The sequence below is a fragment of the Micromonospora sp. NPDC051543 genome (genome assembly GCF_044454415.1).
Lineage (GTDB): Bacteria > Actinomycetota > Actinomycetes > Mycobacteriales > Micromonosporaceae > Micromonospora.
This window is the reverse complement of sequence record NZ_JBITDT010000002.1, coordinates 109,630-125,812: the sequence shown is the minus strand read 5'-3', so window position 1 is coordinate 125,812 and position 16,183 is coordinate 109,630. Positions and strand designations below refer to the sequence as shown.

The window sequence follows — 16,183 nt, the reverse complement described above, 5'->3', positions numbered from 1 at the left end:
GATGCCTTCCTACAGTTCGAAGGTGGCCAGGTGGATCTGCCGGCGGGGTACGCCGGCGCGGCGCAGCGCGCGCACCGACTGCTCGACGAGCCCGGACGGTCCGCACAGGTAGACGTCCCGCCGGGCCACGTCGGGCACCAGTTGGCGCAGCCCGTCGGGGCTCATGAGCTGGCGGGGGCCGGGGTCGTCGCGGGAGCCGATGACGTACCAGATCGACGTGTCGCGTTCCTGGGCCAGCCAGTCCAGCTCGCGGCTGAGCAGCACGTCGGCGGGGGTGCGGGCCCGGTAGATCAGGGCCGCGCCCGGCGGTAGTTCCTCGAGCATGGCCCGGATGGGCGTGATGCCGCTGCCACCGGCGATCAGCAGCGCCCGTTCGCGCACCCGGTGCGCGGCGGTGAAGGTGCCCGACGGGCCCTGCGCCCACACCCGGGTACCCGGTTCGAGGTCGCGCAGGTCGGCGGTGTGCCGGCCGACGACCTTGACGGTGAGCCGCAGCCAGCGGCCGTTCGCGGCGGCGGAGACGGAGAACGGGTGCGACTGCCACCAGCAGCCGGGGCTGAGGAAACGCCAGCGGAAGTACTGCCCGCCGAGCATCGCGAGCCGGCCCAGCCGCTCGCCCGTCAGGTAGACGGAGATCGTGTCCGGGCTCTCGGCGACCACGTCGGCGACGCGCAGCTTGTAGCGCAGGTTGAACGCCAGTGGCGCGATCACCCGTCCCCAGAGCAGCGCGGCGACCACCAGCAAGTAGAGCGCGATCCAGCCGGTGCGTACCGGGCCCGGCTTGTAGAGCTGCGCGCCGTGGCTGAACTGGTGCCCGTAGCCGAGCAGCAGCACCAGATAGCTGGACCGGTGCAGCAGGTGCCACAGCTCGTAGGGCAGCGCGCGCCGGATGGCCCGGACGCTGCTGAACCCGACCACCATCATGATGCCGGTGGCGACGAAGGCCGAGAGCATGTCCTCGTAGCTGCCGAGCAGCGTGCCCACCTCGGCGAACACCGAGTGGTTCCGCAGGTCGGCGTACCCGACGAGGATCAACGACAGGTGCGCCAGCACGGTGACCAGCAGCGTCGCGCCGATGTCGCGGTGCCAGCGGCCGATCTGCTCGCCGCCGATCCACCGCTCCAGCACCGGCAGGCGACTCATCATCAGCACCTGCACGAGCAGCAGGTAACCGGCGATCAGGCCGGTGATCCGGCCGCCGGCGGTGAGGGTCGAGGCGGTGCTGCGCAGCGACCCGGCGGGGGTGCCCAGCCACCACGGCAGCACGCTGGCCAGCAGCCCGACCAGCAGCAGCGCGGCCAGCAAGCGCCGGCCGCCGGGTCCGCGCCGGTCCGGGACCTGCGGGGGTACGGGAGCAGCCGACCGGCCGCCGTGCCGGGACGAGGTCCCGGTGCGGCGGCCGGCGGCGTGTGTGCCCGGGTACGTCACGCGTACAGCTTCATGGGGGCGTACTTCATGCGCGGGAACACCTTCTGCACCTCGGCGTTGGTGAGCCCGAAGCGGCCCTGCGCGAGGGAGCCGTAGACGTTGAACATGTTGTTGTATTCCGGCACGTCGCCGGAGTCCAACTTGCTGAGCCCGTTCCAGGTGCCGAGCAGCGAACCGGCCAGCTTCTTGCCGGACAGGACGGTGACCACGCCGCCGTGGCCGTGGTCGGTGCCGCCGGTGTTCGAGCCGACCCGGCGGCCGAACTCGCTGGACACCATGACCGTCACGTCGGCGGCCTGCGGGCCGAGGTCGGTGAAGAACGCCGCCATCGCGCTGGCCAGCTCGTTCAGCCGGCGGTGCAGCTGGCCACCGCTCTGGGTGCCCTGGTTCTCGTGGGTGTCGTAGCCACCCATGCCGACGGTGGCGACCCGGACGTTGGCGCCGCCCTTGATGAGCTGGGCGAGCTGCTGGAACGCGTTGCCGACGCCCTCGTACTTGACGCCCGTGGCGGGCTGGTACGGCTTGGCGGCGAGCTTCTGGGCGGTGGCGAGCGCGCCCATGCCCTCCTGCACGGCCTCCTCCACCGGGTGGTTGATCCCGGTGAAGAGCCCCTTGATGGCCTTCTCGGTGGCGGCCCGGAACTTGTCGTCGCCGTTGAGGCGCAGCGAGCCGACGCTGTTCAGCGAGAGCGCGCCGTTGTTGCCGACCAGCGAGCGGGGCAGCGTGCTGCCGATGCCGACGCTGCGGAACGCGGTGCCCTTGCCGAGGTTGTCGACCAGTCCGTCGAGCCAGCCCCGACCGCCGGTCTCGTTGGGCAGGCCGCCCAGGTTGCAGGCGTCGGCGGCCTGGAAGTGGCTGCGGGACAGCCGCTCGTCGGAGACCGCCGGGATGAAGCCGAGCTGACCGGCCTTGAGGAAGCTCTCCAGCGGCTTGAACGCGCTGGTCAGCTTGAAGCCACGGCTCAGGGCCAGCGAGTCGTTGCCGAGCAGCAGGTCGGGCCGGGCCTTGGCGAGGACCGCGTCGCCGTCCGGCGCGACGAGGCTCAGCCCGTCGAGACCGCCGTAGAGGAAGACGTGGATCAGCGTGCCGGTCTTGGTGGCCGCGAACGACGCCGAGGTGGTGACGAACTGGGCGGTGGCCAGCGCGGTGGCGGTGGCCGCGGCACCGGCGACGAACGTCCGTCGGGTGACGCCGCGCCCGTCCTGCTGGGCCTCCTCCAGGTCCTCCAGGCGGCGGTAGCGGTCGGCCTCGGCCGCGTTCTCGGCGGCCACGAGGTCGGCCTCGGCGCGCAGCAGCGCCTCGGCCGGGTTGTCGGCCAGCCGTCGCACGTCGGGGCATTCGGGGTGCAGGGGGAAAGAGTTGTACACAGTCTTCTCCATCGGGTGCCTCACCGGAGGTGGTGCTGGGGGGAAGCGAGGATCGCCCGCGCGACGGCGGTGATGGCCCCGTTGAACGTGGCGTCGACCTTGGCGGTCGCCGCCACACCGGCAACGCCGAGGATCAGGTTCTTCTCCCGGGTGCTCAGCTTCTGGCCCACGAGCCGCAGGGACAGCGCGTCCACGTACGCCCCGGCGGTGGCCGGCGCCTTGACCAGCTTGTCCGGCGTGGTGTACGTGAAGACCGTGCGGTAACCGGCCACGATCTCGCCGGCCTCGTTCCAGCCGTTGACCATCGTGCCCGCCGAGGTCCACGCGACGTAGACGTCGGGGTAGCCGTCCGGGGTGGGCTGACCCATCGGGTACTGGCCCAGCTCGCGCAGCTTGTCGTGGATCTGCCGCAGGCCCCGGGCGAACGGGGTGCGCTTGTTGTCGCCGTTGTCGTTCTTCGCCGACGCCTCGGGCGAGACGCCCAGCGTGCGGTACGTGGCGACCAGGTACTCCATGGGCCGGCGGACCTTCTGACCCACGGCCGCCCAGAACTCCGACGAGCTGAACAGCGTCATCAGCACCGGCTTGATCATGCCGTTGTTGCTGCTGTACGTCTTGGCCAGCCGGTCCACGAGGGACTTCGGCGGGGTGTCCGAGACGAACCGGGTCGCCAGGCTCTGCGCCACGTACTTCGCGGTCGAGGGGTGCAGCGCGATGTAGGTGATGTACTTGTCGATCGCCGCGTCGACGGCGGCGATCTCCTTGGCCGTCGGGTTGTTGACGTCCTTGATGCTGAACGTGTTGGCGTGGGTGAAGCCGAGGATCTTCACCTTGCCCATGTAGTGCTGGTTGACGCGCAGGACGTACTGGCCCTTGTCGTCGACGGCACGGCCGGTCTGGAGCATGGCGGCCTGCCGGACGTCACCCTCCTTGTAGCCGCCGTCGACGCCGACCGAGTACAGCTCGAGGTTTTCCCGGGCGAGGTTCTCGTTGATGGCGTCCTTGCGGGAGTCTTTCTGGTTCAGGTAGATCAGCAGCGCGGGGTGCTTGTTCGCCGCGACCAGCATCTCGGGGTAGCTGCCCAGCGCGTGCTTGCGCACGACGTCCTTGTCGAACGAGGTCCGGTAGACCTCGCCACCGTCGAAGTCGGCGGCGACGTGCAGGAAGTCGTTCCAGAAGTCGACCATCACCTCGAAGAGCTGACGCTTCGACCAGATCTGCCGGGCCAGGGTGGCGTCGACCACTTCCCGCTCCGGCTGGGCGCCCTGGTCGTTGAGCTTGTCCCGCTGGTCACGCAGCTGCTGCACGGAGAGCGACTGGGTGGGCAGCTCGGCGAGCTTCAGCTCGGCCTTGCTCGGCTCGATCTTGTCCGGGTCGAGCTGCGTGCGGATCCACGCGTCGATGCCCTGCTTCTTGATGTCGGCGACGACGCCGGGCGTCGCCCCGAAGGTGGCCCGCCGGGCCAGGTGCAGGATCGGGTCCTTGGCGAGCACCGTCTTGACGGTCACCTCGGTCGCCGCGGCGGCCGCGGCCGGGCCGGAGAAGGTACGGCCACCGGAGGGCGCGTTCTTCTTCAGCGCCTCACCGGCGCGCGAGCCCATGTAGCTCTCGTTCTGCTCGGTGTAGGTACGCACCGTGCTGGGCTGCTGGCCGCTGGGGCGTGCCGCGGTCCCGTCGGTCACCGTGCTGCCGGTCGCGTCGGCCGCCGCCTCGTCACCGAAGAGGTCACGGAACTGCGGGGTCATGGCGAGCGCCGCGCCACCGGCCACGACGGCGGCGGTGCCACCGAGCGCGGCCATGGCCTTACGCCGGCCGACCTTGCGGCCCGGCTCGCGGTCGTCGTCCAGAGTGGGCAGTCCGGCGCCGGCCGGGCCGGACGGGGCGGGACGGCCGAGGCCCTCCGGGCCGACCCACTGCGGCCCACGCGGGGCGGGGGCGGGCTGCCCGTTGTACGCGTACCCGTCGACGTACTGCTCGCGCGGGTCGCCCTGCGCCGGGTAGCCGCCCTGGTAGGGGTGGGGCGAGTCGTATCCGTACGACGCGGACGCGGTGGGGTCGCCGTACGTGTCCGAGGTGTGGTGCTGGCGTCCGTCCCAGCCGCGGTCGTCCCGCGGTCGACGTGGTGGCACATTCTGGTCGGCCATGTACCAATCCCGATTTCTGATGAGCGCCGGAAAGCTGCGACCGGGCAGGTGCGGCAGGTGCGGCGACTGTTGCCTGAGGGGGTTGCTACGGCAAGGTAACCAAGCGCTCAGGTGCCTTCAAGGTGGGCCGAACACGCCCGTGAGGGCACTTAAGACAGCCCTCACCACGGCATTCAAGGTCGACGGGTCGGCGCGGGCGGTTTCCAACCTTCCCAGCAGGGCGGACGCGCGCCAGCCGGGTACGGATCGGACCACGCGGCCGTACGCGCCACGTTCACCGCTGTTCACCACCACAGACAAACTTAAGGTTCGGATAAGCCGGACGTGAGGTGCTCTCACGCTGGGGAAAAGTACGAGGAGCAGGAGCGTGAGCCGCCGTCGCAGCGGGTATGCCGCCGAACCGCTGAACGCGTGAGGGGAAGGCAGCGCCATGCTCAGCAAAGAGGATCAGCGCAGGTTCGACCAGATCACCCGTCAGCTCCGGGAGAGCGACCCGGCGTTCTTCGCCCGGCTCGACCATCGGGTCCGGGCCCGCCGGGCCCGTTATCTGATGTTGTTGACCATCGTGCTGTGGGCGTCGCTCCCGGCGATGGCCGTTTTCGCCGGCCGGCTGGCCGGCGCGATCTGCGCGGTGGTGCTGGTCGCCAACGCGGCAATCATGTGGCGGTTCCGCCGCCGCTGGACGTGACGGCTCACCCCGGGCCGAAGGCCCGGTACGCGCGGCGCAGCCGCTCCAGCAGACCCGGCCCACCGATCGCGGGCGCCGGCGGACCGAGCTGGCGCAGCAGGAGGTCCGGCCCGGTCGCCAGTCGGGGTGGCCGGTCGGGCAGCGGCACGGGCGCCGTCCAGAACCGGTCCACCGCCTCCGCGACGGGCGTGCCGGCCAGCCCGGCGAGCGCCCGGGACGCGCCGGCCGGTGGCAGCACGTCGACCGCCGACGGGCCCGGGTCCACGATGGAGGCCGGCGCGGGTGACGCCGGTGCGCCGGTCGCCTCGGCGCGGCGGGCGCGCAGCCGGTCCAGCAGGTCCGCCCGGGATCGGCCACGCCAGTGCAGCAGCTCGAACGGGTCCGCGTCGAACGCCTCGGCGAGCAGGTAGAACGCGGCCGCCAGGTGCTTGCACGGCACCGCGAAGTCGGGGCAGTTGCAGCGCTGCGTCAGCTCGTCGACGGCGGCGGGAAAGAGCGGGGCGCCCGCCGCGGCGAACAGCTCCTCCAACTCGTCGGGCAGGTCCCCGGCGAGCAGGCGGGCGCTGAAGAACGCCTGACCGGCCAGCTCGTCCTCGATCCGGGACCAGAGCGCCTCTGGGAACGCCGCCAGCGCGATGGAGACCTCGTACGGGCGGGGCCGGGAGCCCTGCACCTGGGCGGTGACCCGGCCGGGCGTGACGTCGAGCCGGAGCACCTGACCGGCCCGCGCGTACGACCGGCCCCGGGTCAGCCGGGTGCCGAGCGCGAACGACTCCAGCACCTCCAGGAAGCGCCGGGACCACCAGGACCGTCCGATCGCGCCCCGGGTGCTGCGCGCCTTCAGCCCTCCGTCGACCTTGCGGGGGCGGCCGTAGTCAGAAAAGTCGCTCACTCGACCACCGCCCCGGCCTCCAGGGCGAACAGGTCCCGGAGCTGACCCGTGGACAGCTCGGTGATCCACTGCTCGCCGGTGCCGACCACCCGCTGGGCGAGGCTGCGCTTGTCGGCGATCAGCGCGGCCACCTTCTCCTCGACGGTGCCCGCACACACGAACTTGCGGACCTGCACGCGTCGCCGCTGCCCGATCCGGAAGGCCCGGTCGGTCGCCTGGTCCTCCACCGCCGGGTTCCACCACCGGTCCACGTGCACCACGTGGTTGGCGGCGGTCAGGGTGAGGCCGGTGCCGCCCGCCTTGAGGGACAGCACGAACAGCGGTGGACCGTCGGCCGACTGGAAGCGCTGCACCAGGGCGTCCCGCTCGGCCTTGCCGAGCCCACCGTGCAGGAACAGCACCTCCCGGCCGAACCGCGCCGACAGGTGACCGCGCAGCATCGCCCCGAACTCGGCGTACTGGGTGAACAGCAGCGCCCGCTCCCCCGCCGCCAGCACCTCCTCCAGGATCTCGGTGAGCCGGGCCAGCTTGCCCGAGCGCCCGTCCAGCGGGGAGCCGTCGCGCAGCAACTGGGCCGGATGGTTGCAGACCTGCTTGAGTCGGGTCATGGTGGCCAGCACCAGCCCGCGTCGCTCGATGCCGTCGCTGGTCTCGATCCGGGCGAGCATGTCGTCGACCACCACCTGGTAGAGGGCCGCCTGCTCGGCGGTGAGGTTGCAGACCACCTCCATCTCCAGCTTCTCCGGCAGGTCCGAGATGATCGACGAGTCGGTCTTGAGCCGACGCAGCACGAACGGACCGGTGATCCGGCGCAGCCGCTCGGCGGCCTCGGCGTCGCCGTTGCGCTCGATCGGCTCGGCGAACCGCTTGCGGAACGTCGCGGCCGGGCCGAGCAGCCCCGGATTGGCGAACTGCATGATCGACCAGAGGTCGGCGAGCCGGTTCTCCACCGGCGTACCCGTCACCGCCACCCGCTGCCGGGCGGGCAGCGCGCGGACCGCCTCGGCCTGCCGGGTGGAGGCGTTCTTGATTGCCTGCGCCTCGTCCACCACCACCCGGTGCCAGTCGATGCCGGCCAGATCGACGGCGTCGCGGGCGGCCACCGAGTAGGTGGTGAGGACCAGGTCCGCGCCGTGCGCGGCCGTCGTGAACTCCGCCCCCCGCGCGCGCTCCGCGCCATGGTGTACGTGCACCCGCAGCCCCGGCGTGAACTTCGCCGCCTCCCGCTGCCAGTTGCCGACCAGCGACATCGGACAGACCAGCAGCGTCGGTCCGGCGTCCGGCGGGTCTCCGGCGAGCAGCGCGAGCAGCTGGACGGTCTTGCCCAGCCCCATGTCGTCGGCCAGCACCCCGCCGAGCCCCAGCGACCGCAGGAAGGCCAGCCAGGCCAACCCCCGCTGCTGGTACGGCCGCAGCGTCCCGGCGAATCCCGGCGGCGGATCGAGCGGGGTGAGCCGGTGTTCGACCGCCCCGGCCAGCAGGTCGCCCAGCGCGCCGTCGGCGCTCACCTCCAGCACCGGCAGCGCCCCGGTGTCCTCGCCGTCGGTGAGCCCCAGGCGCAGCAGGTCGGCGACGGTCAGCTCGCCGGCCGAGCGGAGCAGCCGCAGACCGGCGGCGAGCCGTCCCGGGTCCAGCTCCACCCACCGGCCGCGCAGCCGGACCAGCGGGGTCTTCAGCTCGGTCAGCGCCGCCAGCTCCTCGGCCGACAGCGGCTGGTCGCCCAGCGCGATCTCCCAGCGGTAGTCGACGAGCGCGTCCAACCCGACGCCGGCCTCGGTGCCGGCGACCGTGCCGGGCGCGGTACGGCTGCGGGCGCGCAGCCGAGCGCCGAGCCGCGCCGACGGGCGCTGCCACCACGAGGGCAGCAGCACCCCGAAGCCGGCGGCGTGCAGCACCGGCGCGCCTTCGCTGAGGAACCGGTGCGCGCCCTCGACGTCCAACTCCATCGCCTCGGGGGCGGCCGTGCGCAGCGCGGCGTCGAGGTCGGGCCAGAGTCGGCTGGCCCGGCCCAACTCGGCCAGCAGGGTCTCCTGCGGGCTGCCCGTACGGCCGGTCGGGTGCGCCCGCCAGACCTCGGCGGCGTCGACGTGCAGGCCCGGCTCGTCGGCGGCCTGCAACCCGAACTCCAACCGCCACCGCGCGGTCTCGGTCGAGGTGACGGGCGTGCTGTCGCCGGACGGGCGGGTGGCCAGGATCGGTTCGGTGACCTCGTCGGGGGCCGGCTCGACCAGTCGGAAGCTGGCCCGCACGGCCCCGCCGGCCGCGTCGCGCTGCCAGTCGTCCAGCTCGGTACGCAGCACGTCCAGCGCCGCCTCGTCGACGGCAAAGTCGCGGCGGGGCCCGGCCAGCGCGGCCAGCCAGGCCGGCGCGGGCCCAGCCGGGCGCACTCCCCGGGCCAGCGTGGTGTTCGCGAGAGCGGCCCGGGCGGCGGCATCGGTGAGCCCATCGAGCGCGTCCGCCACCAACTCGGCGGCGGTCAGCTCGCCGCCGCCCTCGGTGTCGACGGCGGCGGCGCGGGCGGCCGGCGGTAGGGCCAGCGCCAGCGAGCGGGCCCAGCCGGCGTCGGTGCCGGTCAGCAGCGGACGCCAGACCGCCCAGGTGACCGCCGGGGCGGCCCGCTCGTCGACCGAGCGGGCCAGGGCGGCGGCAACAGCCGGGGTGGTCGTGTCGATCGGGGTGCTGACGCCGGGCAGGACGCGGCCCCGGGCCACCAGGTCGGCGGCGAAGTCGGCCAGCTCGCCGAGGTGCCGCAGGGTCGCCCCGCACACCACGGGCAGGTCGTCCAGGGCGCGGAGCAGGGGCAGGGCGTCGTCTGGGGCGTACACCAGGGTGGGCACCCGCCACGCGGCGAGGGCGAGCCGGCCGCGGGCCGGGGGTGCGACGGTGGTCCGGATCAGCTCGGGCGAGTCGGTCGGCGTGCCCGCCCGGGTGGGCAGGGTGAGCAGCGCGGTGGCCGGGCGGGCCGGCGCGGCGGCGTCGGCGAGGGCCGCGACCAGGTCGGCGTGCCCGGCGGCGAACGGGTGCGGGCGCTCCCGGGGAGGGCGGCCGGAGCGTGCGACGGGTACCGGCGCGGCGCTGTCCTCGGCCCACACGGCGAGCCCGGAGCCGGGCAGCCACAGCCCGTGGATGACCAGCACGTACTCCCCCTCGTCGCCGCCCGCGCCCAGGATAGGCGGCCCCGCGCGGAAAGCTCGCGCCGATCTTGCACTTTGTGTCGCCGACATGCGTGGTAATGCCCCTTGTGTCGGGACAGAAAGTGCAAGATCGACGAGTCGAAAGGCCGAGCTCAGACCGCGCCGGTGGACCCGTCGGTCAGTTCGCGCAGGATGTCGGCGTGGCCGGCGTGCCGGGCGGTCTCCTCGATGAGGTGGACCAGGATCCAGCGCACCGACACCTCACCGAGCTGCGGGTGCGGCACCACGTGGTCGAGGTCGAAACGCGCGACGACCGCGCGGGACCGGTCACAGGCCCGCTCGTACGCCTCGACGAGCCCGTCGACCGTGTCCCGCTCGTCGAGGGTGAAGCTCGCCACCGCGTCCTCCTCGGAGCGGAGGTAGACGTCGCCGGGCTCGGGGGCCAGCAGCACCGGGAACCAGTTCCGCTCGACCAGGGTCAGGTGCTTGACCAGCCCGGCGAGCGTGGTCGCGGAGGGCACCAGCCTGCGGGCGCCCTCGTCGTCGGCCAGACCCCGCACCTTGCGCACCACCATCGCGCGGTGGAAGTCGAGGAACGATTCCAGGACGGCGCGCTCGTCGCCGACGCGGGCGAGCACCGGGCCGAGCGTCGGATCGATGGTCTGCTCTGCCATCCGCCGACACTAACCACGCGGCAGGCTTCGCGCTGCCCCGCATCCCGCTGCGAGGTGGCCGCACGACGGGCAGGATGGGCGCATGGCTTCATCCGTGCAGATTCTTCTCGTCGGCGGCGCGGCGGACGGGCAGACCGTGACCGTCGAGCTGGACACCAACGGCCGCCCGCCGCTCACCCACCACCACCTCGGGTCCGGTGGGCTGGCCGAGGCGCAGATCTACGAGTTGGAATCCGCCCGCGAGGAGGCCCGCGAGTGGCGCTACCGCTGGACCGGCCCGGCGGTGTGAGCGTCGGTCAGGCCCGGGTGAGGGTTTGGCTGCGCAGCTGGTCCAGCACGCCACGGGTGACCTCGGAGGTGCCCCGGGCCTGCTCACAGACCTCGGCGACCCGACGGGCGGTGGCCTCGGCGCGCTGCTCGCGTTCGTCCCACAGACGGTCGACCTCGGCCAGCAGCGGCCCCTCCACCTCCCGTTCCACGCCCCGCAGCGCCGGCACACCGAGCCGTTGGGCCAGGTCGAAGACCTTTCCGGCGTACGGCAGCGGCAGGAACGGCGTACCCACCATCGCCGCGAAGATCAGGAAATGCAGCCGCATGCCGACGGCCAGGTCGAAGTGGCGCATCAGCCCGAGCACCTGCTCCGGCGAGTAGGTGCCGTGCAGGATCCGCCCCCGATCCGCGGCGACCATGTGCGACAGCACCCCGTGCGAGTGCCGGATGTCGTCGCGTTCCATCGGCACGAACAGCACGTACGCGTCGATGCGGTGCACCAGGAAGTCACCGATCTGGGCCAGCAGCCGGTGGTAGCCGTCGACGTCGAGGCGTTCGGCGGCCCGTCCCGGCTCCCGGACGCTGATCCCGACCAGCCTCTTGCCGACCGGCACCCCCTCCTCGCTGAGCAGGTGCGCGGGGAAGTCGGCCGGCTGCAACAGGAACGCCGGGTCGGCGGTGACCGTGATCGGGTTGAGCAGTCCGGCCTCCTCCAGGACCATCCGGGACTCCTGGTCCCGGACGGTCACCTGGGTGGCGCCGGCCAACGTCTCGCGGACCATGCCGGTGTCGACCGCGTCGCTGAGCGGTCCGACCCCCACCGCGTACGTGATCAGCGGCAGGCCGCGTTCCTGGGCGACCCGGACGACCCGCAGGTAGCGGCGGGCCTCCCGGTCGTACAGGATCCCGCCGCCGCCCAGGATCAGCAGGTCGAGCTGGGCCAGCACCAACGCCGAGTCGGTACGGCTGACGCCCTCCCACGGCACCGCCTCGACGTCCGGGTGCGCGGCCCGGGTGTGCTCCGGGTGGCGGGAAAAGACGATGATCCGGGCGTTCGGCTCCTGCGTGCGCAGATCGGTGAGCAGGCCGGTGAGGATCGCCTCGTCGCCGAGGTTCCGGCCACCGTACGAGCCGAGCACACCGATGGTCAGTCCGGCGCCGTGCGTCATCCGTCGCTCCTCCCCAGGTGCGGTCCGCGCGGGTTTCCCGCTGGGCAGGTGAACAGTCCCGGTTCAGCTCGGTGGGTCGATCCGCTTCGCCATCTGCTGCGCCCTGACCTCGAAGCCCAGGCTCCGGTAGAGGCCGATCGCCACGGTGTTCGTGCCGAAGACGTTCAACCCCAGCTCGGGTACGCCCAGTTCGGCCAGTTCGGCCTCGATGAGCTGGATCATTCGTCGTGCGTGACCGCGTCCCCGGTGCGCCGGATGTACCTCGATGTTGTAGATCCACGCCTGTCGGGTGTCGGCGCTCGCCGGCAGGCCCACCCAGATCCAGCCGACCTCGGTGTCGTCGACCCGCCCCACCCGCAACAGCGCCCGCTCGGTGGCCGCGCCCGCCGGCAGCAGCTCCCGGAGCTGCTCGTCCGACCGCTCCCGGGCCGCCTCCGGGGTCAGGCCACGGTGCGCGACGAGATCCTCGGCGTACCCGACCACCAGGGGTTCCCGCAACCGGGCCAGGTCCGGCTCGGTCATCGGCGTCAGGGTCAACTCCACCGCGGCCTCCTTCTTCTCGGTCTCCGCCTCGAACCGGCGGGCCAACTGCCCCAGGTCGTTCAGGCGTACGTCGCCGTCGAGCCCCTTCAGCGCGGCGGTCACCGCGCCGGCCGCGCGCCCGGCCCGCAACCCGACCTCGGCGTCCTCGACGACCAGGCAGCGCGCCGGTGGCACGTCGAGCAGCCCGGCGGCGCGAAGGTAGCCCTCCGGTGCCGGCTTGCCCTCGCGGACGTCCTGGACCGTCACCAACACCGGTGGCACGATGCCGGCGGCACCGAGCCGGGCCTCGGCCAATCGCACGTCGGCGCTGGTCACCACCGCCCAGGGCAACCCCGACCGGGCCAACGTCGACAGCAGCTCGTGGGCGCCCGGGGTGGCGGTCACGTCGGACAGGTCGTCGTACTGCAACGCCAACTGCCGTGCCGCCGCCACGGCGACCGCCGCGTCGTCGAGCGCGGGAAGGAGGCGACGGATCGTCTGGTCGGCGGGTCGGCCGTGCGCGATCGCGAGGGCCGCCGCCGGTTCGACGGCGTACTCGGACGCCCACCGCTCCCAGGCCCGCTCGACGGCGGCGTCGGAGTCCACCAGCGTGCCGTCCATGTCGAAGAGCACCGCGCCGATGCCGGACAGATCCACCTGACCACCTCCCCGCCCGAGCATAGGCGGCACGCGGTCAGCCCTCGCGGTCGACGGCGGGACGCGCGACGTCGACGAACGCGACGCGGCGGTCCGTGCGTACCTCGATAGCCGCGAGCCACCGCTCCCGGTGCCGGTCGCGCAGCGCCGCCGCCGCCGCGTCGCCCGGCTCGGCGGCGAGCCGGCGCTGCTCGGCGTACTCCGTCGTCAGGCTGACCACCACCGACCGGCCCGCCGCCGCGACGTCCGCCGGGCCCTGGAGCAACACCAGGTTGTACGCCTCGTCGACGGCGCGCATCGCCGCGTACGTCTCGTCGTAACCGGGCGTGTCCGCGTCCGCGCCCGGCTCGACCCACCGCCGGTCCAGCCGCCGGTACGCCGCGTCGCAGGCGCCGAGGAACCCGACGTACGCGTCGCGCCGCAGCTCCTCGCGCCGAGCCACCGCCCGGTCGGCGCTCTGCTCGCGGGCGACGGTGAGCTGGTGGGCGAGCTGCCGGCGGGTGCTGCGGGCGGCGATCAGCCCGGTCAGGGCGGCGGCGGTCAGCGTGGACAGTGACGTGATCAGCGCGATGGCGACGGTGTCCTGCACGCGCCCATTCTGGCGGTACGCCCGGCGCTCAGCGGGGCGGGTCCTCGCCGGTGAGCCCGTCCACCGACTCGCGGATCAGGTCGGCGTGCCCGGCGTGCCGCGCGTACTCCTCGATGAGATCGACCAGGACCCGCCGCAGGCTGGGCACCCGACCGTCGGGCCACTCGCCCCGGGCCAACTGCTCCGGGCCGCCGTCGGCCAGCAACTCTGCCACGGTGGCCCGGGACCGCGCCACGGCCTCCCGCCACAGCGTGTAGAGCTGTTCCGGGGTGTCCTCGGCGGCCGAACGCCACTCCCAGCCCGGGTTGGCGTCCCAGTCGATCGTCTCCCACGGCGGTCCCGGTGAACGCCCGGCCAACTTGAACGAGAAGTAGAGGTCCTCGACCAGGGCCAGGTGCTTGAGCAGCCCGCCCAGGGTGATCGACGACGGGCCGAGCGTCGCCCGCAGACCGGCCGCGTCGAGCCCGCCGGTCTTCCAGGCCAGGGTGGCACGCTGCCGGTCGAGGGAGCCGAGCAGGGTGGCGGTCTCGTCGCCCGCGATCGGCGGCTCGGGGTGACCGTGCTCGTCCGGGTTGGTCATGGACATCGACATTAACCAGCCGACCGGGCTCAGCGTCGGTTGCGCTTGCGGAGTACGGCCCAGACTCCGCCGGCGACTGCCGCCGTGAACGGAAGCAGACAGCAGAGGCTGAGGACCACAAGGTGCCATGGTTTGATCGCGCCCATAGCCGCGAAGGCTATCGGGTGCGGTCAAATAGCTCCGCGCGGCGGTACGGTCCGCACGCGAAGCCGACGCGGACGGGAGCCCGAGCGATGTCGAAGACGCCAGCCGCGAGCCGTACGGCGGTGCTCGTCTGCCAGGGTCGCGCGGCGGCGGACGGCCTGGTCGCTCCCGGCCGTTTCGCCGACCCGACGGCCATGCGCCTGCTCCGCGCCGCCGAGCGAGAGGCGGTCGATTGGGTACGCGACGATGCCGCGCCCCAGTCGTGGCGGCACCGGGTCGACTACGAGACGGTACGGGCCTGCGCCGAGATGATCGTGCCCCGCACGGTGGCGATCGACGACTCCGTACGCGCCCACCCGAGCCCGCAGGTGGTGATCCTCGGGGCCGGGCTGGATGGTCGGGCCTGGCGGATGCCGGAACTCGCGGGCAGGACGGTCTTCGAGGTCGACCAGCCGAGCAGCCAACGCGACAAACGCGAACGCGCCGAGGAACTGGCCGGCACTCCCCCGACGTTCGTGGCGGTGGACTTCGGCCGTGACCTGCTTGCCGAGGCGTTGGCAGCCGCGGGGCATCGCCCCGACGAGCCGACGACGTGGATCTGGGAGGGCGTCGTGCCGTACCTGACCACGACGGAGGTGTCCACGACGGTCGCCGCGCTCGCCGCCTGCTCGGCCCCGACGAGCCGCCTCGTCGTCAACTTCCAGCTACCCGGAACGACGCTGACGCTGGGTCGGCTCGTCGCACGGGTGCTGATGGCGTCCACCGGCCGGCGCAGCTTCTGGGCGACCGAGCCGTGGCGTTCGACCTGGACACCGGCCGCCATGGCCGCGTTGCTCACCCGGCACGGCTTCACGGTCACCGGCGACCACGACCTGCTCGAGACGGCGCGAGAGCTGTCCATGCCGATCCGTAGGACCACGTCCCTGGCACACAGCCGGGTGATGGTCGCCGATCGCGCGTAACGCCCGTCCCGGGTCAGTCGACCAGCCGAGCCACCAGCGCGGCGAGCGTGTCGGGGTGTTCGTCGGTGACGAGGTGGCCGGCGGCGGGGACGATGTCGACGCCGGCATGAAGCCGCTGTTCCGCCGCCGCGCGCAGCCGGTCCGGGGGCAGGAACACGTCGTGGTCGCCGCTCGCGACCACGACCGGCACCCGTGCCGCCGCCGGCACGAGATCACCGGTACTCACCGGACGGGAGTGTCGGGCGACGAGCGTCATCCACTCCACCAGTTCGGCGCGCGGCGTGCGGCCGGGCGCGGACAGCAGGCGCAGCAACCGGAGGCTCGACGCCGTCCGGGGCCGCGCGAGCCAGCCCAGGAACGCCAGCAGGACACGTGGGGTGACCTTGAGCCGGCACAGTCCGCCCGGTGCCACCGCGACCGTGCCGCTGACCCGGGGATGCTCGGCGGCGAGCGCCACCGCGCCACCGAACGAGTGCCCGAACGTCACGACCGGCCCGCTGGTGGCCTCCTCGACGACCTCGGCAAGCCATCTGCCGTACCAGGTGAGCCCGCCACCGGCGACGTCCGCCGCGCCGGAACTCAGCCCGGGCTGGCCCGGGATGTCGGCGGCGACCACCCGGTACTGACGGGTCAGGGCCGTGAGCAGCGGCAGGTAGGCGGCCGCGCTGAAGCGGTCACCGGCGACGAAGACGACCGTCACCGGGCCCGCGCCGGTGGTGAGGAGGTGCGTGTCGTGGCCGTGGGCCTGGATGACGCGTCGCTCGTGCGAGGTCGACCACCCGGTGAACTGCTGCTCACACCACCGGCGGATGGTGTCCCTGCCCGCCGGGGTGCGGTAGATGGACGTCACCGCTGCATCCTGCACCACGCCACCGGCGATCGCCCTCGACCTACGCCGTCATGAATCGATGTACATTGATGAGCGAATCGGTTCGGACGGTCGCCCCCGCCCACGGAAGGACG

The 16,183-nt window shown here is 72.9% G+C and carries 13 protein-coding genes and 1 pseudogene; 3 read left to right on the top strand and 11 right to left on the bottom strand.

Annotated features, from left to right (window positions below; genetic code table 11):
• Window positions 1-9: 9 nt before the first annotated feature.
• From ACIA3K_RS03610 to ACIA3K_RS03600, 3 genes are read right to left on the bottom strand one after another with little or no spacing between them, the layout of a single operon-like run.
• The gene (locus ACIA3K_RS03610; RefSeq protein WP_396799000.1) at window positions 10-1,428 is read right to left on the bottom strand and encodes a ferric reductase-like transmembrane domain-containing protein; all 1,419 of its coding nucleotides are present in this window, start codon (window positions 1,426-1,428) and stop codon (window positions 10-12) included.
• Window positions 1,425-2,807 (bottom strand): DUF1501 domain-containing protein, encoded by a 1,383-nt coding sequence (locus tag ACIA3K_RS03605; protein ID WP_396798998.1) that lies wholly within the window; start codon window positions 2,805-2,807, stop codon window positions 1,425-1,427. The genes ACIA3K_RS03610 and ACIA3K_RS03605 overlap by 4 nt, the downstream gene beginning before the upstream one ends.
• Window positions 2,808-2,815: 8 nt before the next feature.
• On the bottom strand, window positions 2,816-4,939 hold the full coding sequence (locus tag ACIA3K_RS03600; RefSeq protein WP_396798996.1) for a DUF1800 domain-containing protein: 2,124 nt from the start codon (window positions 4,937-4,939) through the stop codon (window positions 2,816-2,818).
• Between the two features lie 430 nt (window positions 4,940-5,369).
• On the opposite strand from ACIA3K_RS03600, the gene ACIA3K_RS03595 reads away from it, so the two are divergent.
• Entirely contained in the window at window positions 5,370-5,627 is a 258-nt protein-coding gene (locus ACIA3K_RS03595) for a DUF3040 domain-containing protein (RefSeq protein ID WP_396798995.1), read from the top strand.
• A 4-nt stretch (window positions 5,628-5,631) separates the two neighbouring features.
• Here the strand turns inward: ACIA3K_RS03595 and ACIA3K_RS03590 are convergent, their stop codons facing one another.
• The 3 genes and pseudogenes from ACIA3K_RS03590 to ACIA3K_RS03580 form a co-directional block, all read right to left on the bottom strand.
• Window positions 5,632-6,519, bottom strand: a complete 888-nt coding sequence (locus ACIA3K_RS03590; RefSeq protein ID WP_396798992.1) for an SWIM zinc finger family protein — start codon at window positions 6,517-6,519, stop codon at window positions 5,632-5,634.
• Window positions 6,516-9,116: pseudogene (locus ACIA3K_RS03585) on the bottom strand (DEAD/DEAH box helicase); the annotation flags it as partial. The pseudogene ACIA3K_RS03585 and the gene ACIA3K_RS03590, both read right to left, overlap by 4 nt.
• Before the next feature lie 689 nt (window positions 9,117-9,805).
• Entirely contained in the window at window positions 9,806-10,327 is a 522-nt protein-coding gene (locus tag ACIA3K_RS03580; RefSeq protein WP_396798991.1) for a DinB family protein, read from the bottom strand.
• 82 nt (window positions 10,328-10,409) lie between these two features.
• Between ACIA3K_RS03580 and ACIA3K_RS03575 the strand changes: the two genes are divergently transcribed.
• Window positions 10,410-10,616: a hypothetical protein gene (locus tag ACIA3K_RS03575; RefSeq protein WP_355051431.1), complete on the top strand. Its 207-nt coding sequence runs from the start codon at window positions 10,410-10,412 to the stop codon at window positions 10,614-10,616.
• 7 nt (window positions 10,617-10,623) lie between these two features.
• Here ACIA3K_RS03575 and ACIA3K_RS03570 read toward each other — a convergent pair whose 3' ends face one another.
• The 4 genes from ACIA3K_RS03570 to ACIA3K_RS03555 all read right to left on the bottom strand — a co-directional run bounded on the left by ACIA3K_RS03570 (window position 10,624) and on the right by ACIA3K_RS03555 (window position 14,114).
• Window positions 10,624-11,766, bottom strand: a complete 1,143-nt coding sequence (locus tag ACIA3K_RS03570; protein WP_357132596.1) for a polysaccharide pyruvyl transferase family protein — start codon at window positions 11,764-11,766, stop codon at window positions 10,624-10,626.
• Window positions 11,767-11,829: 63 nt separating this feature from the next.
• On the bottom strand, window positions 11,830-12,945 hold the full coding sequence (locus ACIA3K_RS03565; RefSeq protein ID WP_396798989.1) for an HAD-IA family hydrolase: 1,116 nt from the start codon (window positions 12,943-12,945) through the stop codon (window positions 11,830-11,832).
• A gap of 37 nt (window positions 12,946-12,982) precedes the next feature.
• Entirely contained in the window at window positions 12,983-13,534 is a 552-nt protein-coding gene (locus tag ACIA3K_RS03560) for a hypothetical protein (protein ID WP_396798988.1), read from the bottom strand.
• 28 nt (window positions 13,535-13,562) lie between these two features.
• A complete protein-coding gene (locus ACIA3K_RS03555; protein ID WP_396798986.1) occupies window positions 13,563-14,114 on the bottom strand; it encodes a DinB family protein in 552 nt (183 codons plus the stop codon).
• Window positions 14,115-14,347: 233 nt separating this feature from the next.
• Here ACIA3K_RS03555 and ACIA3K_RS03550 point away from each other — a divergent pair, with 233 nt between their 5' ends.
• A complete protein-coding gene (locus ACIA3K_RS03550; protein WP_396798985.1) occupies window positions 14,348-15,220 on the top strand; it encodes a class I SAM-dependent methyltransferase in 873 nt (290 codons plus the stop codon).
• A gap of 13 nt (window positions 15,221-15,233) precedes the next feature.
• Here the strand turns inward: ACIA3K_RS03550 and ACIA3K_RS03545 are convergent, their stop codons facing one another.
• Entirely contained in the window at window positions 15,234-16,070 is an 837-nt protein-coding gene (locus ACIA3K_RS03545) for an alpha/beta fold hydrolase (RefSeq protein WP_396798984.1), read from the bottom strand.
• Between the last annotated feature and the right edge of the window lie 113 nt (window positions 16,071-16,183).